This is a genomic window from Streptomyces sp. NPDC002676, assembly GCF_053592455.1.
Window position 1 is genome coordinate 54,603 of sequence record NZ_JBSFVT010000020.1, and the last position, 19,160, is coordinate 73,762.

General features: G+C 70.7%; 18 protein-coding genes. All 18 read right to left on the reverse strand.

What is annotated here, in order from left to right; all coding sequences use genetic code 11:
- Positions 1-126: 126 nt before the first annotated feature.
- On the reverse strand, positions 127-1,395 hold the full coding sequence (locus tag ACWD3E_RS35250) for a M15 family metallopeptidase (protein ID WP_451391597.1): 1,269 nt from the start codon (positions 1,393-1,395) through the stop codon (positions 127-129).
- Positions 1,392-2,879 carry an NUDIX domain-containing protein gene (locus ACWD3E_RS35255; RefSeq protein ID WP_451391598.1) on the reverse strand — a complete coding sequence of 496 codons (1,488 nt, stop codon included), beginning with the start codon at positions 2,877-2,879 and terminating at the stop codon, positions 1,392-1,394. Before ACWD3E_RS35255 ends, ACWD3E_RS35250 begins: the two co-directional genes overlap by 4 nt.
- Before the next feature lie 61 nt (positions 2,880-2,940).
- On the reverse strand, positions 2,941-4,179 hold the full coding sequence (locus ACWD3E_RS35260) for an NUDIX domain-containing protein (protein ID WP_451391599.1): 1,239 nt from the start codon (positions 4,177-4,179) through the stop codon (positions 2,941-2,943).
- 111 nt (positions 4,180-4,290) lie between these two features.
- On the reverse strand, positions 4,291-6,237 hold the full coding sequence (locus ACWD3E_RS35265) for an ATP-binding cassette domain-containing protein (RefSeq protein WP_451391600.1): 1,947 nt from the start codon (positions 6,235-6,237) through the stop codon (positions 4,291-4,293).
- Between the two features lie 235 nt (positions 6,238-6,472).
- Positions 6,473-7,573, reverse strand: a complete 1,101-nt coding sequence (locus tag ACWD3E_RS35270; RefSeq protein WP_451391601.1) for a hypothetical protein — start codon at positions 7,571-7,573, stop codon at positions 6,473-6,475.
- A gap of 16 nt (positions 7,574-7,589) precedes the next feature.
- Positions 7,590-9,635, reverse strand: a complete 2,046-nt coding sequence (fxlM, locus tag ACWD3E_RS35275; protein ID WP_451391602.1) for a methyltransferase, FxLD system — start codon at positions 9,633-9,635, stop codon at positions 7,590-7,592.
- Between the two features lie 35 nt (positions 9,636-9,670).
- Positions 9,671-10,741: a lanthionine synthetase C family protein gene (locus ACWD3E_RS35280; protein ID WP_451391603.1), complete on the reverse strand. Its 1,071-nt coding sequence runs from the start codon at positions 10,739-10,741 to the stop codon at positions 9,671-9,673.
- A complete protein-coding gene (locus ACWD3E_RS35285) occupies positions 10,738-12,777 on the reverse strand; it encodes a lantibiotic dehydratase family protein (protein WP_451391604.1) in 2,040 nt (679 codons plus the stop codon). Before ACWD3E_RS35285 ends, ACWD3E_RS35280 begins: the two co-directional genes overlap by 4 nt.
- 88 nt (positions 12,778-12,865) lie before the next feature.
- A complete protein-coding gene (locus ACWD3E_RS35290) occupies positions 12,866-13,051 on the reverse strand; it encodes an FxLD family lanthipeptide (RefSeq protein ID WP_451391605.1) in 186 nt (61 codons plus the stop codon).
- A 132-nt stretch (positions 13,052-13,183) separates the two neighbouring features.
- A complete protein-coding gene (locus ACWD3E_RS35295; RefSeq protein WP_451391606.1) occupies positions 13,184-13,651 on the reverse strand; it encodes a DUF6082 family protein in 468 nt (155 codons plus the stop codon).
- 72 nt (positions 13,652-13,723) lie between these two features.
- Positions 13,724-14,299, reverse strand: coding sequence for a DUF6624 domain-containing protein (locus tag ACWD3E_RS35300; RefSeq protein ID WP_451391607.1), 576 nt, complete (start codon positions 14,297-14,299; stop codon positions 13,724-13,726).
- A complete protein-coding gene (locus tag ACWD3E_RS35305) occupies positions 14,296-14,901 on the reverse strand; it encodes a hypothetical protein (RefSeq protein WP_451391608.1) in 606 nt (201 codons plus the stop codon). Before ACWD3E_RS35305 ends, ACWD3E_RS35300 begins: the two co-directional genes overlap by 4 nt.
- A gap of 41 nt (positions 14,902-14,942) precedes the next feature.
- On the reverse strand, positions 14,943-15,434 hold the full coding sequence (locus tag ACWD3E_RS35310) for a LuxR C-terminal-related transcriptional regulator (RefSeq protein WP_451391609.1): 492 nt from the start codon (positions 15,432-15,434) through the stop codon (positions 14,943-14,945).
- 149 nt (positions 15,435-15,583) lie between these two features.
- Complete coding sequence (locus tag ACWD3E_RS35315; protein ID WP_451391610.1) at positions 15,584-16,816, reverse strand: acyl-CoA dehydrogenase family protein; 1,233 nt, start codon at positions 16,814-16,816, stop codon at positions 15,584-15,586.
- 83 nt (positions 16,817-16,899) lie between these two features.
- Positions 16,900-17,541: a GAF domain-containing protein gene (locus ACWD3E_RS35320; RefSeq protein ID WP_451391611.1), complete on the reverse strand. Its 642-nt coding sequence runs from the start codon at positions 17,539-17,541 to the stop codon at positions 16,900-16,902.
- Positions 17,541-18,128, reverse strand: a complete 588-nt coding sequence (locus tag ACWD3E_RS35325; protein WP_451391612.1) for a GTP-binding protein — start codon at positions 18,126-18,128, stop codon at positions 17,541-17,543. The genes ACWD3E_RS35320 and ACWD3E_RS35325 overlap by 1 nt, the downstream gene beginning before the upstream one ends.
- A gap of 52 nt (positions 18,129-18,180) precedes the next feature.
- Positions 18,181-18,594, reverse strand: coding sequence for a DUF742 domain-containing protein (locus ACWD3E_RS35330; protein WP_451391613.1), 414 nt, complete (start codon positions 18,592-18,594; stop codon positions 18,181-18,183).
- Positions 18,591-19,106, reverse strand: coding sequence for a roadblock/LC7 domain-containing protein (locus ACWD3E_RS35335; RefSeq protein WP_451391614.1), 516 nt, complete (start codon positions 19,104-19,106; stop codon positions 18,591-18,593). Before ACWD3E_RS35335 ends, ACWD3E_RS35330 begins: the two co-directional genes overlap by 4 nt.
- Positions 19,107-19,160 lie beyond the last annotated feature (54 nt).

Here is a 19,160-nt window from a genome sequence, read left to right on the forward strand (position 1 = left end):
ATGCCTCCGTTCGATGCTTTCCGACCGTCGCGGTCTTGGGGGTCGCGACCGGCCATGGAGCGGTGGCCGCGCTCCTGTGTCTCCGGATCGGAGTGGGTGGCGAGGAAGTGGACGAGTCCGCCGGCGCTAAGGCAGTTCGATCGGTCCGTAGCGCGCGTGCGGCTCCTGCCGCATCAGCGCGTCGTACCGGTCCGCTACCGAGAAGTGCCAGAACTCGGTCCCATAGTTCGTAAAACCCGCGCCCTCCATGGCGTTCAGCAGCAGCGTGCGATAGCGGCGCGCGTGATCGCTGAGGTTCGGAGCGTGCGTGAAGCAGGTGCCGCCGCTCTCCTCCGGGGAGGCATTGGCACGGGTGCCGAGATCGAGTTCGTGGCCGTCCTGGTCGAGGAGGGTCACGTCCACGGCCGCGCCCGCGGAGTGAGGCGCGATCTCCGGCGGCGACACGTACCGGCTGGCGGCCTGATGCAGCTGCTCAGCTGTCCAGCCGGGCTGAGCAGCGGCCAGCTCGTTCCGGTACTCGGTGAAGTAGCGCTGCTGGAGGGAAAGCGGCCGGTAGCCCTCGATGAACAGCAGGTCGGTGCCGGCTGGCAGGAGCGAGCGGGCGTGCTGCAGCCGGGACAGGACGCCCTCGCGGACGTGGGCGAACGCGCCCAGCGGATCCTGATTGCGGGGATCGACACGGAACTCGTGGTCACGGACGTCGACGAGCGGCTCCTCGCACTCGCGCACCGGGATCGCGGCGACCCGCGGATCGGACATCAACACCAGAGGGTTCATCGAGTCTCCCTGCGACAGCTTGCACTGCGGTGGCGGGGCGGGGGAGGCAGAAGCCAGATCGGTTTCGCGCACAATTCGCGCGACGGTGTCCTGCAGCGTGCTGTCGGCCGGGATCACGGTCTCGAGACCGCCGGGCAGGAGATCCATCTCGCGGTACCAGGAGATGAGGTGGCTGTCGGTGACCTGCGCCAGGTACGCGGCGTCCGCCTTCGACGCGTGCCGGACAAACGTCGCCTCCAGCGGCACGTCCAGGTAGTAGCAGCGGGAGACGCCGCGGTGGTCACGGACCAAAGACGTGATCATGTGGCTGTAGCGGTCGGCGTACAGGATCCCTTCGAGCACCACGTGAAAGCCGGCGTTCAGTGCTTCGCGTGCGATCCTGCCCAGCAGGGCGATGTTGGCGCCGCGCGCGGTGTCGTGTTCCCTGAGCACGTTTCGGCGGATCACGTCCTGGCCCACGATCGCGACACCGCGGCCGTGGTGATCTCGCAGTCCCTGGGCCACACTTGACTTGCCTGACGCCGAGTTGCCGCGGATCACCACGAGGCGGGTGTCCTCACGTCCGGCCGCAGTCGCAGTCGACACGCGACGGCGTGCGCGGTTCGTTGTGCCGGTCATTCGGGCCAGCCCGTCTCGCTGTACAGCTCCCCGTTCTGGATCTTTCCGATGGCCACCCGGGTGTAGGAGACGAGGTCGTCGGGGAGCGCGGCAGGGTCCCAGAATTTCCACTCGGTGCACTTGTCCGGCTCGCGCAGCTCCGGCTCGCCGCTCCAGGCGCGGGCGCGGAAGAACAGGCCCATGCGGGGCCGGTCTCCGGCCTTGTCGATGTGGTGGACGACGTGGACGAGTTCGACGTCCTGGCGCTCGATGCGTAGGCCGGCTTCCTCCCGTGCCTCCCGGATCAGGCAGGCGATGGCGTTCTCCTGCTCGCAATGGCCAGCCAGGGCGTGCCAGGTGGACGCCGCGAACTTGGAGTTGGGGTGGCGCAGCCCGAGCAGCACCGTCCCGTCGGGGCGCTCCAGGTAGAGGTGGACGCCGATGACGTTAAGGACCGTGCCGTTCGGCGAAGCCGGGCGACGCTCCTCGGGAGAGGGGAGCCCGCTCTGCGGCGCGGTGCTGGCCGGGCGGCTGGCGGCGTGGCGCCGTACGAGGTCGCTCGTGGTGTCGGCGATACGGAGGCGGTGGAGGTCGTCCGGGGCGAACCAGGCCAGCATCACCCCTTCCGTCAGGCGGAGTTCGCGGGGATCGCCGTTCCAGCGGCCCGCGTAGATGGCGATGGGCACGACCGCGCCGGCGTCGTCGGAGGCGTACTCGGTGCCGACTGGGGTCAGATCGGCGATATCGAGGCCGGCTTCCTCGGCCAGTTCGCGCCGCACCGTGTGTTCCAGGGTGGCGTCCTGGGACTCTCGGCCGCCGCCCAGCAGGGACCACATGCCCGGCTCCCAAATCTCGCCGGGAAAGTAGTCGCGCAGGTGGAGCAGGTACTCGCCGCGGTCGTTGTAGATCAGTGCGGAGGCGTTGGCCGTCTCCGGTTCGACCTGGAGCGGGAGCTTGAGGAGCTTCTCGCGCAGGGAAGGGGAGGCCGCCCTGTCCACGGGCCGCCACTCGATGCCGCCGACCTCCTCTTCCTGCAGCATCACCTCCACCTCGTTCGCGGTGTGCAGGCGGAAGAGGAACCGGAGGTCGAAGTGCTGGTGGCCTGGTTCGTCTTTGCCTGGGTTGGCGTCGATGTCGTGGATGTCGATGTCGAGCGGCACCGTCTCGTAGCCGGGCCACGGCGTGACGGCCTGGGGCGGGATCCCGGTCTCCTCGTGCAGCTCCCGCAGCGCAGCTGCTGCCAGGGACTGGTCGGTGGGCTCGGTGTGTCCGCCAGGGGCGAGGACCTTCCCGCTCGCCAGGTGCAGCACGTGCAGGACGCGGCCGAGTGGGTCGATGACGATTGCGCCGCAGGTGACGTGTCCGGTGAACGTGGAGCGGCTTGCGATCTCGTCGCCGGTCCGGTTGAGGGCATCCAGTAGTCCGCCGAGCTGCTCGCGCTCGTGAGGGTGGCGAGCGAGGTAAGCATCGACGGTGGTGCGGATGTGATCGTGCGACAACGGCATGGGGCTACCTCAGAGGGCGTGGAGCGGGAGGAGTCGAGGTGGGGGTGCGGGTCGGGTCAGCTCAGCCGCATCCCCTCCGCCGGGATCTCCTCGACGGCGGCGGTGCGAGCGATGGGCAGCCCCCACCACTTGCGTGCCGTCTCCGCCGCGAGCTGGGCTTGCCGCGCTCCGGGCGGCCCCCATCCCAGCAGCGCGGCTGCCTGGGCGGGCGTGACGAGCAGGCGGGCGAAGGGGGGCCGGTGGCGGGGTCGACGGCCGCCGGGCCGACGGCGGTGACCCGGGCGGCTAGGCGGAGCCTCGCGTTGGGCCCCACGCCGCCGTAGATCTCCCCCGTCTCTTCCAGCACCCAGCCCAGTCGTACCGGATCGGCCAGGGTGAGCTGGGCCTCCTCGGCAGCTTCGCGGTACAGGATGTCCTCGGGAGTCGCGTCGGTCGTCTCCACGGTGCCGCCGGGCAGCATCGGCAGTGCGCCCCGCGGGCCGGGGTCGGCCACGACGACGACCCGGCCATCGGGGACGAAGCACCACGCCCAGGCTTGCTGCACGGGCAGCCGCTCGGTCACGGGACGGCGGTGAAGAGGGCTGTCCCACAAGGGCCGGTAGCGGACGTGGACGTCATGGCGATCCAGCGCCGGGACGTCGAGGATGTGCCGGCCGTCGGCGAGGTGAGCGGTCGCGGTGTTCCCGAGCCGGGCACGGTAGGCGGCAAGCATGATCTGCCCGTCCACCGGGCGCAGCCTCTGCACCGCGTCCCGGGTCTCCAGGAAGGCGTGCGCGGACAGCTCCTCGCGCGGCAGGCGGATCGCCTCCACCTGGTCTGGGGTGAGGGTTCCCCCGTCGAAGACGAACCGGACCTCGTCAGGGCAGGGAGTGCCGGGCTGAAGGTCGGGGTGATGCGGGGAGAAGGAGTGGACGGCGAGCACGGCCGACAGGGGCAGATCGGTGATGTGACCGGTCGGACCGACGAGTTGGGCGAGGAGGGCGGCGTTGTAGCCACCGGAGCCGATCTCCAGAACGCGGTGGCCGGCCTGGATGCGGGCGGCTTCGAGCATCTCGGCCTGCAGCCACGGCGCGGAAATGGAGCTGGTGACCCGGCCGTCGTCGCTGTGTCGAGTCGGGACGATGTCGTTGGCGTACGCAGCGGGGAGGGGGACCTCGGGGGCAAAGGCGTGCCGGGGCACGGTGCGGAAGGCGCGCTCGACTGCGGCGGAGCGGATATGGCTGCCGGCGCGGAGCTGCTCAACGAGCTGGTGGCGAAGCTCGCTCGCGTCGCTGACTTCAGTAGTCGGCGAATTCGGCACGGCACTCCTTCCGGGTTGATCGGGCGGTTGGAACGTGGTGCGAAGGGAGCATCAGGAGCGGGCCGGTGTCTCTGCTCCGGCAGACCGGTGGCCCTGGCGCGGGCCCGGTGATCACGGGGCGTCCCCGCTCATCCGGCGCTGCAGCTCCCACAGGGTCCGGAACAGCCCTGGCTGCTGGGTGAGCTGGGCGTAGGTGCCCTCCTGGACGATCCGCCCTTCGTTCAACACCACGATCCGGTCGGCGACGGCGACGGCGACGTTGGTGAGGCGGTGCGTGATCAGCAGGATGGCGCGGTCCTTGGCCAGTTCGCGCAGACCGGCGAAGATCCGATGCTCGGCCCGGGCGTCGAGGGCGGCCGTGGGCTCGTCCATCACCAGTAGCGCCGCCTGCCGGTGGAACGCGCGGGTGAGGACCAGGCGCTGCCACTGCCCGCCCGAGAGCTGCTGCCCGCCGAACCACTCGCTGGTCAGGAGGGTGTTCAGGCCGGAGCGGAGGCCCGGCAGCATCTCCGCGGCGCCGGACGCCTCGCAGGCGGCTAGTAGGGCCGCGTCGCTGGTGTCTCCCTGTCCGAAGGTGATGTTGTCGCGCATCGTCAGCGGCAGGTAGGTGAATTTCTGCGGGACCAGCGCGACGTGCTTCCACGACCCCCACGGGTCCAGGTCCGCTGTGGATGCGTGGTCCCAGGCCACGTCGCCTTCGGTGGGCAGGAGCAGTCCGCACAGCAGGCGGGACAGGGTCGTCTTGCCGGAGCCGTTTTCCCCGACCAGCGCCACGATCTCGCCGCGTCGCACGTGGAGGGAGACGCCGCTCAGGCTGTCCTTCGGGGCGCCGTCGTAGCGGTAGGTGACGTCGCGGACCTCGAAGCGCTCCGGGGCCGCGGGTACGGGAGCGGTGCCGCGGGAGTCGGTCATGGCCTGGCCGTGGGCATTGTCGAGGAAGTTCTGCCAGTCCTGCACGTACCAGCCGGTGCGCACCAGGCGGGCCCCGCCGTTGATGATGCCGCGCACCGAGCCGGTGGCGGTCTGGAGAGCGAAGACGGCTCCGCCGCCAGCCGCCAAGCTCATGCGCCCGGAGGCCAGGAGCCAAAGCAGCGCCGTCCACACCGCGGTCGAGGCGATCCCGCCAGCCACGGCTCCGGCCAGTCCCATCCAGGCACCGGTGTTTGCGGCCTTGCGTTCGGCCGCGTTGACCGAGGCGGCCAGCTTCCGATAGCGGCCGATCAGGAAGGGACCGGCCAGGCAGGCGCGCATCTCCTCGCTGGATTCCATGTAGGCCAGGTGCCAGCGCAGTTTGCCCAGCATCCGGCGCCGCCCGGAGGTCTCCAGAGCGGCGAGGTAGAGCACGCGTGCGGAGCGGATGTAGGCGGCGGCTTGCGGCAGGCACGCGAGGAAGAGAAGGGGAAGGAGCAGCGGGTGCAGGACGGTCAGCACGGTGGCGCCGGCCGTGAGCGTGGCGGTCGCCGCGAGGACGTCCTGCGCTTCTTCGACGAGGTCGGGGGTGACCTGGGCGCCGCGGTCGGCGATGTCGTAGGCGTCGTTGTAGCCCGGCTTGTTGTTGGCGGCAAGTTCCGCGCCCAGCGCGGCCTCGATCATCGTCAGCTCCGCGGCCCGGCCGAGCACTGGGCGTAGACGGCCGGTCAGCCAGACGACGGCGATGCCCAACAGTGCGCGCAGACCGGTGGCGGCGGCGATCACAGCCAGCTGTGGGGCGGCGTCCCACAGCCGCTCGGTGATGTCGCCCGAGGAGATCAGCGCGGTGATCGTGCCCGTGACGGCCAGGAGGCCCAGGGCCGCGAGGACGCCGGTCGCGATCTGGCACACCAGCAGGCCGATGGTCGCGCCGCGGTCTACGCGCCAGGCCATCTGCACCGAGCGCCGCACGAGGGAGGGAAGGCGCCGCGCCATGGTGCGGGAAGTCAGCAGAGAGCCAGCCTGGAGCCGTGACTCGTCGCGGTAGAGGTACTCCTCCTCTCGAACACTGGCCTCCTGCGGTTCTTGGTCAGGCGTGGCCCCCTTGGACGGTTGCGGCGGCTGGTCCTGCGTAATGGCCGAGGTCATCGTTCCCCCTAGGACGGTCGCTGCGGCAGAGTCGTGAGGTCTAACGACGCGGTTGCGATATCGAACACACGTCATTCGGTCGTGCTGGGGAGCCCGCATTTTCCTGCCTCAGCGGACCCCGCGGGCGCGGGATCCCTGGTCTGGCCTGGAGCGGTTGTGGGCAGGTAATGGCCGAAACGCCGACACCGCCAAACAGCGTGGGCAGTACGGCGGGGCATCCCGGGGCGTCCCGCTCCTAGCGGGGATCTGGTTCGGCCTGCAGCAGCCTTTCCAGCTCTGTCTCGGCGCGGCCGACCGCACCCGTCAAAGCCTCATGGTGTTGGGCGGACAGGAAGCCGGATCCCAGTCCGGCCGCGGCGATCACCGCGTGGAGCGCGTTTGTCGCCCCGCCGTCCAAGGCGGACGCGGCGACGGGGTGGTGCAGCGCGTCTCGTGCGGCGTAGGCGTCGAGTCGGGCGACGCTGACGAGGGAGTCGAGTACGCGGTCGGCATGGCGTCCCGTGCCGTCCAGTTCCAGGGCTGACAGGCCCGTCCGGGTCTGGAAGGCGGCGGTCGGCGGATCGGGGTGGGCAAGGAGCTGGACGGCTTCATCCATGGTGCGGTCGAGGTCGGGTTCGGGGACGGGGGCGTCTGCGGGCTGGCAGTGGGCGTGCAGGAGGAGGGCGATGGCTCTCTCCCAAGGCTCTGCGGGCTGGGTGGTGTCGATCAGGTCGCGGGCTTGCTGGTCCAGGCCCTGCTCCATCAGCGCCATGATCTTGATCTGGCGGCCGTCGAGGAGCCGGTTGCCGATGCCGCGGTGCTGGGTCATGGCGTCGGCGGCCTCGCTCCACCGCCCGATGCGGGCGAGTGCGCGGGCGCCGTCGACGAGCAGCGTGACGTACAGCTCCTGGCACACCGTGCGGTGGTCCTCGTCCGTGCCGGTCAGAGCAGACAGGTCGACGGTGCGGCCGTCGATGTCGGTCTTGTTCCGATGTCGTGCAGCGTCGTTGAGGCAGTACAACAAGCCGTAAGCGAGTTCGCCGTGGCCGGCGCGAGTCTGCAGCCGGGAGAGGTTGACGAGCGGCATCAGCGACATGACGGCGACCCGTCCGCTGAGGCGTCCGGCGTTGGCGAAGACCTGGTGCTGGCGCCAGCACAGATCCTCGGCTAGATCGGGCAGGCCGACGTCGGAGGCGATGAGCGCGGCGTAGTTGAGGACCCCGCAGGCGCGGGCCACCAGGTCGTGGTGGCTCGCACCTGCGGGCGCGACGGTCAGCCCGGTGAGGTGGTTGATGCGCTCCTCCAAGGGGAGCGCGGGCGCCTTGGTGCGGCGGACCAGGGGAATGCGGCTGGCCATCGCGTGGATCATCGGCTCAGCCCTTGCGCGCCCAGTCGACGACCAGTCGGCTGTAGGGCTTGTCGACGACGAAGCGCGGGTCGTCCGCCGTCAGCCGGTCACGGGAGTCGGCGACGGCCATCCGGAAGCCCGGTTCGGGGGCGTCGTTGCCGCCGGTCGCGTCCCAGGCGCGGATCTCGCTCACGACGTGCTCGGCGATGTCGGCGCGACCCTCGCCGTGGCCGATCACACCGACCTCCCAGTACCGGCCCTGCTCGTCCTCGCCCTCCCGGATGGTCAGGTATGCCAGCGACCCGCCGTCGAGGGCGGCCATGGAACCCCACCCGAAGTGTGGGGTGAACCCGGGGCGCTGCCCCGGCAGCCGGGACAGGCCGTTGGGCAGCACGCAGGCCAAGTACAGGTACAGCCACTCCCACGCCGAGCCTTGCCGGAACTTCACCCCGGTGTAGATCTTGCTCTGCTGCTCGTCGAGGACGGAGCGCAGAGCCTCGCGGTCGACGTCCTGCTCGCTGAACGTCTCCAGGCGCACGTTGCCCTCGCCGGCCATCGGCACGAGGGTGTAGATGTCGTCGCAGACGCCCTTGCGCAGCGGGATGAAGGTGGCCATCTCGCAGGAGACGGTCTTCCACGTGTCGCCGTCGCGTTCGAAGGCGAAGGAGCGGGAGATGCTGCCGCGGATGCGCATCGGCAGGACCAGGCGCCCGCCGGGGGCGAGCTGGTCGAGGATTTTCACGGGGACGTCGCCGGCGCCGACGGTGAAGATGATCCGGTCGTAGGGGGCGTGCTCGGGCAGCCCGGCCGCGCCGTCAGCCATCACAGCGGTGGCGTTGTCGACGCCGGCCTCAGCGAGGTGCTGGCTCGCGCCGGCGACGAGGTCCTGGTCGACGTCGAGGGTCCACACCCGCCCGCCGGGGGAGACGATCTTGCCGAGGAGGGCGGCGTTGTAACCGGTGGCGGCTCCGGCTTCCAGGACCTTGTGACCGGGCTGGGCGCCGAGCTGTTCGAGCTGGGTGGCGACGATGGACGGCGCGGAGATGCAGGAGATCATCTCCCCGTGCTCGTCGTGCTTGATCGGGACCGCGTCCTCCTTGTACGCGGCGTCAAGGTCGACACCGGGCAGGAAAGCGTGCCGGTCGGTGGTGCGGAAGGCGTCGATGGCCGCCTTGCTGCGCAGGTGGCCGCTGTCGACGAGCCGCTGGACGAGGGATTTGCGCAGCTGGTTGGGGTCGGTTACGGGTGTCACGGTGGTCTCCATTCGAGGGAGGCTAGGGTCCGCCGGGGCGGACTTGCGGGTAGACACGTCAGCTCCTTCTCCGGTGGAGAAGGCGACGTGACGGCCGAGCCACGCGGTGGCGGCCTGCGCGTCGGCAGGCACGCCTGCGCGGTTGAACGTGAAGATCGCGTGATGGGCGATGACGCCCCGGATTCCGCGTATCAGTTGGCCGTCGGCGGCGAGTCGGCGCAGGCGTCGGCCGGCGTCCTCGAACGCGGCGACGCGCTCGCCCCAGCCGGCTTCCGCGTCGGGGCGGAGGGCGGCGTCCACGTTCATCAACCGCCGCATTGCGGATACGGCTTGCTCCAGCGAGGGCCCCTGGGGCGGGGTGACAGGGGGCCGCAGGGCGGCCCACCGCGCGTACACGTCTCCGGCTTCGAACGGGTCGAGCCCGGCCTCGCGGATCATGGCGGACAGCAGCATCACGCTGCGCTCGCGGGCGCCGGCGGTGCCGGTCTCGGCGAGCGCGGCCGGGCTGTCGGCGCAAAACACGTCGTGCGCGACTTTCATGCCTTCGGGGCCGCCGAAGGCATGGGTCTCCGGCTCGTAGATCCCGCCCGTCCAGCCGGTGATCACGCGGTCGGCGACGAGTTGGTCCAGCAGGCCGGGCAGGGGCTGTTCGGTGCGCAGGCGCACGCCGGCGTCCTTGCGTAGGAAGTGGAAGCGGCGCCCGGCCAGCGCGGTCGCCAGGGCCTGGGCGGCGTCCGAGTGCGGGTCGGGGAAGGCCACGGATACGTGCCACCAGGACGTGTCCGGGGGGATCGGGAGGTTCTCGTCGTCGAAGGCCATGGGCAGAAACTCCTTGCGAGGTGGCGGGGAGAGGATCAGGTGAGCAGGAGGGCGCGGGTCCAGCCGGTGGTGTCGGCGGTGTGCAAGGCGAGTTGGGCTCCGGCGCGACCTTCCATGAATCCAGGTTTAGGCAGGTGCTCCCAATCGGCGGCCAGCCGTTGGCGAAGGTCTTGGATGATCGGGGTGAAGCGTGCGGGTGCGGGGCTGTCGGCGGCGACCGCGCTGGTGAGCATCAGCAGCCCGGCCCAGCCGTGGCAGAGGGTCGAGTCGGTGATGCGGGCGAGCCGCGCCGAGTCGGTCAGGATGGTCTCGACGATGTCCTCGGCCGCTTGGCGCCGGGCGGTGTCGCCGAGGGCGAGCGCGGCGAGCTGCTGGGCGCGGGCGATGCCGGGCTGGCCGTAGCACCAGGACTGGCGGAGCGGTTCCGCCTCGGGGGGCTGCTCGGCGTCCAGGTGGGCTGCGGTGGACCAGTAGTGGGTGCCGTGCTGATCGAGCCAGGTCGCGAACGTGCCGACGGCGTCCTCCTGACCGGGGACGCTGACTCCGGCGCGCAGGGCGAGGGAGAGCACGGCCAGGGGCCCCGCGATGCCGTGGGCCATGCCGTTGTTGCCGTGCCCGCCGGCCATCTCCTTCCCGTCCGGGCCGACCGGCGACCACCACCCGGGCAGCATCCGGCCGTCACCGCGGGCGGGGTGTGCGAGCGTGACGAGGCAGGCGAGCACGTCGGGCAGCCGGGGCGCGATCGGGCGGCGGGACAGCAGCAGTGCGGCGAGTCCGGTCAGGCCGCGGATGAGGTCCCATTCGGCGAGGTGGGGCAGCGCGTCGGCCGCCTGGCGGCGGTGGGCGGCGGCGAGCCGGGCGTCCACGACCCGGTCGACGGCCGCGCGGACGTCGTCGCCGGCCCCACGGGCGCGGCCCAGGACGAACTCCAAGGCTGGTGCGCCGTGGAAGAGGCTGGCGTTGCCGCCGGTGCTCACCCCCAGGGCGGTGGCCTGGGCGAGGTGGCGGCGGGCGGTTGACAGGTCCCGGCGCTCAATGTCGAGCAGGGCCATCCCCAGGGCGCCCTCGGACAGGTCCTGCGTACGGGGCACGGTCGTCGTGGTCATGAGCGCCTGGCCAGGGGGACGACGATGCTGTGGGCCCGGCCGCCGATCCACCCGTCGGCATCCGGCGGGGGCGCGTCGTGCAGGGTGGCGAGGCCGAAGGCGCTGGCGTCCAGGTGTGCGCGCAGGAGGTCCAGGTCGACGTCGCGGCTGAGGTCCAGGGGCAGCTGCTGGTCGTCCTCAGCGAGCAGGACCCGCTCCGGCACGCGGAACCGGGCACGCCAGGCGTGGAGTTGCTCGGCCCACTGCTGGAGTGGGGCGGTGGGGGCAGGCAGTGTGCGGCTGCGGATCTTCCACCGGGCGGCGGTGAGGATGGTGCGCCGGTAGGTGAGGGTCGGGGTGAAGGGCAGGGTCCAGGCGGCACCCCAGTCGAACCAGGTCACCTGCGGGGACGTGGCCCGGCTGATCTCGCCGAGGAAGCGAGCCATCGGCGGGGTGTAGTTGTTCCACAGGAAGTTGATGGCGGTCGGGGCCAGCAGCTCCAGTGGCTTGCCCGTCGCGGACTCCACCAGCTGAGGGCGGCCGTCGGCGACGGTGACCGCCAGGTCGCGGGGGAAGAGGACGTGCGGTTCGGGGCGGCGGAATTCGCCGACGCTGACGACACGGGGAAGGGCCTGCGGCGCACGGGTGAGCAGGTCCGCTGGCACCCGCCCGGCGTGGAAGGAGAGTTGGGCGAGTTCCGCCTCCGGATCGAGGGTGGGCAGGTTCGCGTACGCCGCCTCGGCACCGGGGAACAAGTGCCAGAACCGGCCGGTCATCGATCCGGCCGAGCGGGAGACGGTCAGAACGCGCAGCCGGAAGGCGCCCCGGGCCAGGGCAGGGACGGAGGTGGCGTGGACCTGTGCGGCCAGTTCGAGGTGGGGCGCCAGGCCGTGGGGCTTGTCGCCGGCCGCTGCTTCCAGTTCCTCGATCATGGCCCCTGTCATCGCGACGGTGCGGCTGCCTTCGGCGGCGGCGGTGCCGGCCAGCTCCAACAGCAGGCGGTCCCGCCGGGACATCGGTCGAGGCGGTTCGCTCGCCGTGACGAACCCGGCCGGGAAGCCCACGCCCCGGTCCGGGTCTGTCACCGCTTCCACTGGCACCGCGGTGTTCTCGCCGTAGCGCTCGGAGAACTGCTCGATCCACCGCCGCCAGGTCGGTGTACCGGTCGGATGCGTGACCAGGCGGGCCAGGACGGTCGCGGCGGTCTCCACTTCGGTCAGCACCTGCTCGGGCAGCCGCACGTCGGCGTCCAGCCGCAGGTCGCACGCGGCCCGCAGGCCGGTTGCCTGAGCGCGCGCCGCGGGCGGCAAGACGTCGGTGGGGTCGGCGACGGTGGCGGGCGCGCGTAGCGAGGAGCGCAACAACCGCACCCGCAGCAGTTCACCGAGCAGCTGGTCGCTCGCGGTGCTGCTCACGGCGGGGAACTCCGCGGCCAGCTTGTCGGACAACTGGCGGTATCCGATCGGCGATCGGGCCATGTCGAGTACGAGACGCAGCGCGGGGCTGAGGGCAAGGCGGAACTCGGCGTTGCCCTCGGACGGCACGTGGATGTGATGGTCGCGCTGACAGATCAGGGTGTTGACGCAGACCTCGGCGTCGGCCATGCGCGCAGGGTCGCTCTCCCACGCGCCGAGCATCTCCTCGAGCCCGATCGGCTCGGGGCGGGCCACGGCCTGGTGCTCGTCGCCGATGCGAACGGATGCGGTCTGGTCGAAGCCGAGCGGGGCGACGCCGGCGAACAGGCCGTAAGGGGTGGAGCGGCGTGCGTAGCGGATCGCGTAGCGGGCGGTGGACAGCGCGGCCCTGCGCATCCGGCGCACCTTCGGTGTGCGGCCGTCGATGATGGCCTGCACCTGGTCCGCCAGATGAGGGCTCGCCTGCGACACCGTTCGCCGAAAGCCGGTGTCGGACCACACCGTGCTCAGCCACGCGCGCCACCCTTCCACAGCCGCCATGTCCTCTGGCCAGGGCGGCATGGCGGGCTCGGTCGTGTGCACCGCGGCGCGCAGCATGGCCTGCCCCGAGCCCTCGTACAGCCTGGGCCGTTGCCGTGTCATCAGCGCTCTCCTCATCTTCTGCGTGGCGGGCGGGGGCGGGCCGGACGGGGAAAGCCCCGTCCGGCCCGCGCTGCCGGGGTGGCCCGGCTTACGAGGTGGTGCAGGCGCTGGGGCAGGAGCTGCCGCAGGTGTCGCCCGTGCTGCACATCAGGACCGTCTCGGTCGCCGGCGTGCCCTCGATGAAGGTGATGTCGAGCCCGAACGGGTCGTCGTCGGTCTTCACGAGCTCCGCCTGCGCGGGAGCGGTCGGCCTCTCGGCCTGGATGGCGGTCATGCATGCCTCCTAGGAGTGATGGATGGTGCGGAATGCCGAGGCCCGGTCGGGCCCCGGGGTCTGCTGCCAGACGGCACTGGCCGGCGAAGTCGCCTGAGCAGCCGCGCGTCTGGGGGTCGGTGCGTGGTGCAGTCAGGCTGCTGCGGGCTGCGCCTTCGGGTGGTTCTTCGCGGCCTGGTCCAGCACCCGGGCGAAGTGCTCGGCCCGCTCGTCGCCCTCGGCCTCCTGGGCTCGGAGCTCCCCGAAGCGGTGCCAGTAGCGCCGGCAGACGTCACTGCTCATGACCATCGAGGCGAAGAACGGCAGGTGCCCGTCGCGGATGAAGCCGAGGCGGTCGCGCAGGCCGAGCGTGCAAATGAGCTGGTTGGCCTTCATCAGCTGCATGTACTCCTCGACGCTCATGTCCTCGGGCGCCCAGAGCTTGGCGAGGTCGGCGTTGGTGGACATCTGGGCCAGCCAGTCGAGCTGGTTGCGGGCGACGACCGCCTCGTTCCGCTCGGCCTGATGTCGCGCGTCCTGCCTGAGCCGGGCGGCTCCGACCACGGCGGTGGTGAGCGAGACAGCGGCGCCAGCAGCGAGGACGGCGGTGGTGAGCTTCATGTGCAACGTTCCTTTCGTAGAGCGGGTTTGCTAACGAGCGTCTGGCTGTTGGAGAGCCTGGGTTCCGCTTCTTCATGCGGCCTCCGCGAGCACGCCGGTCAGGGCGTCTTCCGCTCTGTGGCCCGAGGCGTAGCGGTGATGCACCGCTTTCAAGGCGACGGCGACGGGAGGCAGCCCGACGCTGGCCCTTCGCTCGTCCAGCGATTCCGGCGCGTGCAACGGACAAAGTTCGATACAGCTGGCGTGCAGGAGGAGTTGCGTTCCGTACTCCTGCTCGCGCCCTATGTTGATCAGGGCTCGGTCGTACAGGTGCGCCCAGTGCTGGATGAGCGCATCGCCGGCCTGTACCGCCCGCTCCAGCAGGATGGTGGAAGCGCGCTGAAAGTCGGGTTCGTCGTCGCTGTGAAGAGCGATGCTCCAAGCGGCACGGGCCGCGTCGGGACCGACGAGGCGGTGGCCGGGCCAGTCGTGCTCGGCCAAGATGCGGCGCAGCACCTTGGTGTTGACGTGGTCGGCGTGACGGCCTTGGCCGAGTTGGACGGCATCGAGCTGGTTGCGTACTCGTTTGGCCCGGTGCTCGGCTGACTCGGCTGCGCGGGCGATCAGCTCGCGGGCGAGGTCGGGCCGCTGGGGTTTGGTGATCGTCACATGCTGCCCCGATCGTCCGGGGCTGCCTGCGGCTCGTGGACGCTGCAGCCGATCAGCGCGTTCAGGCCGAACCGGCGCTCGGCGGCGAGTTCGAGGCGGGCGACTCGGTCACCCTCTCGACCTGTGCCGGAACCCCGTACATCCCAGCCCATGTCGGTGAGCCGACGCAGAAGGGCGGCGACGGGTTCCACTTCGAGGGTGTGGCGGCCCAGGGCCTCAGTCCGTACGAGCGGGAGGTCGAGCCGGGCGGCAAAATCGGATGCCCACAGGGTGATTAGCCGGGTGATGTCGTCGGGCTGGTCCGGCAGGGTGTGGACGCAGCCGAGGAAGAGGCACGGGCCCTCCGCCCATCCAAGGTCAGGGTCGCGCTCGGGGATCATGCAGGCCAGCAGCTTCCCGTCCTCGAACAGGCCGGCCGGCCTCGCCTGCGGGTCGCGGAAGATGGCCGGGATGTCGGCTTGGGCGGGCACCGGGAGACTGCGCATGGTGAGCCAGCGCTGACGGTCCTGAACAAGGGCGGCAGCTTCCTCGCGCTCGGCGTCCGTGTGTAGCGTCCGCACCTCGTATATGGCGGCCAGGGGCGCCGGGGCGAACGATGCCACAGCCGGTCGCTCCTCGCGGGCCAGTGGGGTCGGGAGCCTGCTCACTGGTTCGCTCCGGCCCGGGTCGCGTGGGTCTGCTCGGCCGTCAGCAGCTTCCAGCCGTGGGCCAGAATCACCAGCTGCGTGGTGTCCTGTGCGCCCGTGTCGGCGAGCAGCTGATCGTGCGCGGCGCGCAGGTCGGCCGGGGCGATCTTGGCCGCGATGGCGATGTCGCGGGCGTCGCTGTGTTCAGCGACGGCTCGGAGCAGCAGCAGCTGCTCCGCTCTGAGCTCCGGCCTTGGCCTGTCCGCTACCGGAGATGCCACCTGCTGGACAGCGAACAGGCGGTGCACGATCACCGGGGGCTTGCAGCGGGGTGGGCAGTGGAGGTTCTCGCGGATGTCGCGGACGTACTGGCGCACGGTTACAGGCGACAGTTCTGTCTCCGTGGCGATCTCTTGGGGGGTGAGGCCGTTCGCGAGATGCTGGGCGACGCGCTGCAGGCTCGGTGTCAGGGGGGTGGTCGGTGCGCTGGTCGTCACGGGCGGGGTCACGGTCTCTCTTTCTCGGCTGGGATGGACGGTCACCGGATGGGGTGCCGCCGGTCCCCGCGGGGGACGGGGGCCGACGGCACGGGCCCGTGCGCGGCGGTTTGGATTAACGGGGCGCCGCGCACGGGGGTTCATGCGGCCGTCGGGTCGGGTCATGCCCAGGCGGCTTCGGCGGCGAGGCGTTCGGACCACTGGATGTGGCCTTCGTCGAAGGCGGCGTCGGCCAGGCGTATGCGCTGGACTTCTCCCGTTCCGGCCGGTGGGTAGGTGTGCTGGATGTCGCGCCACAGGCGTTGGAGGACGTAGCCGCAGTCGAGGGCGTGGGCGCCGTGCAGTTCCATGGCGTCCTGGGTGGACTGGACGGCCCACTGGTGGCCGAGGTACTTGGCATTGATCAGGTCGGCGTCGCAGGGAAGGCCCTGGTCCAGAAGGTGCACGGACTGGTAGGCGAGTATCCGACCGGCGCGCAGGCGGGCCTCCATGCCACCGATGCGGTCCCGCAGTACGGGCAAGTCGGACAGGGTGCTTCGGTAGCGAGGACGGGTCTTGAGACGAGCAGCGGTGGTGCCCACGACCGCTTCGTGGATGCCGAGGCTGATGGCGGCCAGGTTGGGGCGGCCGTACAGGATGCTGCTGCTTTGGGCCACGCTCAGCCCTTGGCCGATCTCTCCAACCACGTGGTCTTCGGGAACACGGACGTGGTCGAGGTCGAGTCGGCCGGCGGAGAAGCCGTGCAGGCCGAGGCCAGGGCGGTGGTCGGAGACGGAAAGCCCGGGGCGGTCGGCTTCGACCATGAACGCGGTCAGTGCCTGGGAGGTGCTCACGCCTGCCTCGGCGGTTCGGGCAACGACGAGGTGGGCTCCCGCGAGGTGGCTGTTGCCGATATGGATCTTGCTGCCGCTGACCACCCACTCGCTGCCGGCGCGCTCAGCGGTGGCTTCGATGCCGCCGATATGTCCGCCAGCCCGCGGTTCGGTCACAGCGATCGACAACAGCAATGAGCCGTCCGCGACTCGGGGAAGCCAGCGGCCTTTCTGCTCGTAGGTGGCGAAGTGCAGCAGAGCGCCGACGGGGATCAATGTGGCCTGCAGGATGGCCGCAGCAGCCGCCGAGACGCAGGCGATGCGGTGGACCAGGATGGTCTTGGCCACGTGTCCGGCACTCAGCCCGCCGAAGGCGGACGGGACGGTGATGGCGAACCAGCCTCGTGCGGCCATCAGGTCGGCGACCTTTCGTTCAACCCTGCCCGGAGCGGCCTCCATACGCGCGATGCGCGGCGCGACATGCTCGGCCGCGAAGGCGTCCGCCTCGTCCCACAGCAGTTCGTGGCGGGCGGTGAGGTAGGGACGCAGCGCCGGCGGCGGTGTGGTGGGCGTGGCGGACATGGTCTCCCTCTCCCTGGGTGAACGTCGCAACGTGGAGCGGCCGGGGATCGCCTACGGCTCCCGGGTGGGGGGTGTGGAACGGCCTAGCGGACTGGGGCGCGAACGATGTGATCCATCACCTGCGCGCCGGCGTTGATGACGATGTCCCTGAGCCGTCGGGCCTCGCTGAGGGGCCGCTTTTCGGGATCGATGACGCAGACCGTGCCCAGCACGGTGCCGCTGTCGTGGATGAGCGGGGCGCCGAAGTAGGAACGGATCCCGACCGCATCGACCACGTGGTTGCCGCTGAAGCGGGGACTGGCGTGCACGTCGTGCAGGGGGAGGGCCTTCTTACGGGCCATGACTTCCGGGCACCAGCCGTGGTTGCGGCTCATGGTGCGGCCGACGATGACGTATCCGCTGTCCGTCGGTGGTTGGTGCAGTCCGACGAAGGTCTGCTGCTCCAGGAAGAGGTTGACGAACCCGTACAGGAACCCGGCCTTAGTGGCCATGTCGCGGGCCAGCTCGTCGAAGTCCTCGCTGGCCACGGTGGGCACGCCCAGACGGTCGAGTAGCTCGTACCGCTGCGTCAGTTCCGGTGCCTGCTGGGCCTGCGGGCTGGTGATGGCGGTGGCGGGCGGGGTGATCGGCCCGCGGGCGGCGTCCCGCATGTCGCGTCGCGGTAAGGACAGGGCGGCTGGGGTGGTCGACGGTGCGAGGTAGGGGGCGGTGGGGTGCTGTGACATCAGGCGTCCTGGAGGGTGGGAGTGGGTGCATGGTGAACGCGGCTCGCGGGTGCGTTCTTCGCGGCGTGGTCGACGAGGGTCAGCAGGACGCCGGCGACGTGGTTCGGGTCGCGGGCGTCGCAGGTGACCACCGGTACTGAGGTGGGTAGTTCGAGGGCGGTGCGGACCTGCTCGGGCTGGTAACGGTGCGCTCCGTCGAACTGGTTGATGGCGACGACGAAGGGCAGGCCGATGTCTTCGAAGAAGCTGACGGGGGTGAAGCTGCTTTCCAGTCGGCGGGTGTCGACCAGGACGACTGCGCCGACGGCGCCCCGGGCGAGGTCGTACCAGAGGTCGACGAATCGGTCCTGGCCGGGCGTGCCGAACAGGAACAGCTCCAGGGGCACGGGCGCGTCGGGCAGGCTGAGGCGGCCGAAGTCGAAGGCGACCGTAGTGGTCTGCTTCGCCTCGATGCCCGCCAGGCTGTCCACTTCCGCGCTCGCCTCGGTCAGGTACTCCTCTGTGCTCAGCGGCGTGATCTCGCTGACGGCGCCCACAGCGGTGGTCTTGCCCACGCCGAAGCCCCCCGCGATCACGATCTTCAGCACGGTCGGTGCGCCTGTGCGCCGTTGCGGCGCAGTCTGCAGCACCACGGCCGGGTTATCCGGCCTGGGGGTAGGCGATGGCATCGGGCCACTTCCTCTTCAGGCCCGCCGAGAGGGCCGCCAGTAGCTGGGGGGAGGGCCTGGCATCCGAGTCCGTGTCGGATGCGGCGTAGGGGGTGGTGACAGGGACAACCAGGGCGTCGGCGTCCAGGAGGTCCGAGACGAGGATCTTCACGGCGGTGACGGGGCGGCGCAGCCGGCCCGCCAGTTCGGTCACTGAACGCCGGCGCTCTCGGCACAGGCCGAGGATCTCCTCGCACTCCTCGGCCTGCGCCGGGCCGGGCCGCCCCGGTCCGGCGTCCAACACGGTGTCCAGACCGAGCAGATGCCGCGGCTTGGTGCGCCCGCGCGTCAGGGTGTAGGTCCGCACGAACATTGACTCCTCGGCTGCGCGGCCGTATGTGCTCACCGGACCTCTCCGCCCGTGCCGACGCGGACGGGGATCAGCATGTAGGGGGCGAACTTCTGGACGAGGCGACCCATCTCGTACCCGACGGTGCCCGCGTCGGCGTCCGTGGTGGCGATGACGGCGAGGATCGTGTCCACCTCACCGCGTTCGTTGCCGGGGTGATTGTCGAAGGCCGCGCTGCGCCCGGCGCTCTGGACGAAGAACAGGCAGTCGTCGCGCTCGATGATGACCTGCCCGGCCTGCCTCTTCTTGTGGCTGGGGCCGGTGATGTTCGCCGCGAGGGAGGCAACTCCGCTGAGCGCGGCCGACAGTTCGTCCGCCCAGTCCTTGTCGACGTCGCTGTCCAGCAGCCGCAGTCCGTCGCGCGACAACAGGACGGCGTGCGTGACGTCCGGGACGTCGGAGGCGAACTGACGCAGCAGCCAGGCCATGTTGTCCCGCTGTCCGCTTGCCGTCGTCTCGGCTGCGGGCGCGTCGCCGGTCACGTTGTTCGTCGCCGGGTGGGTGCTCATAGGGATCGCTCCAGAAGGGGGAGGGGCCAGTGGATGTAAGGGGCCACCGGGAAC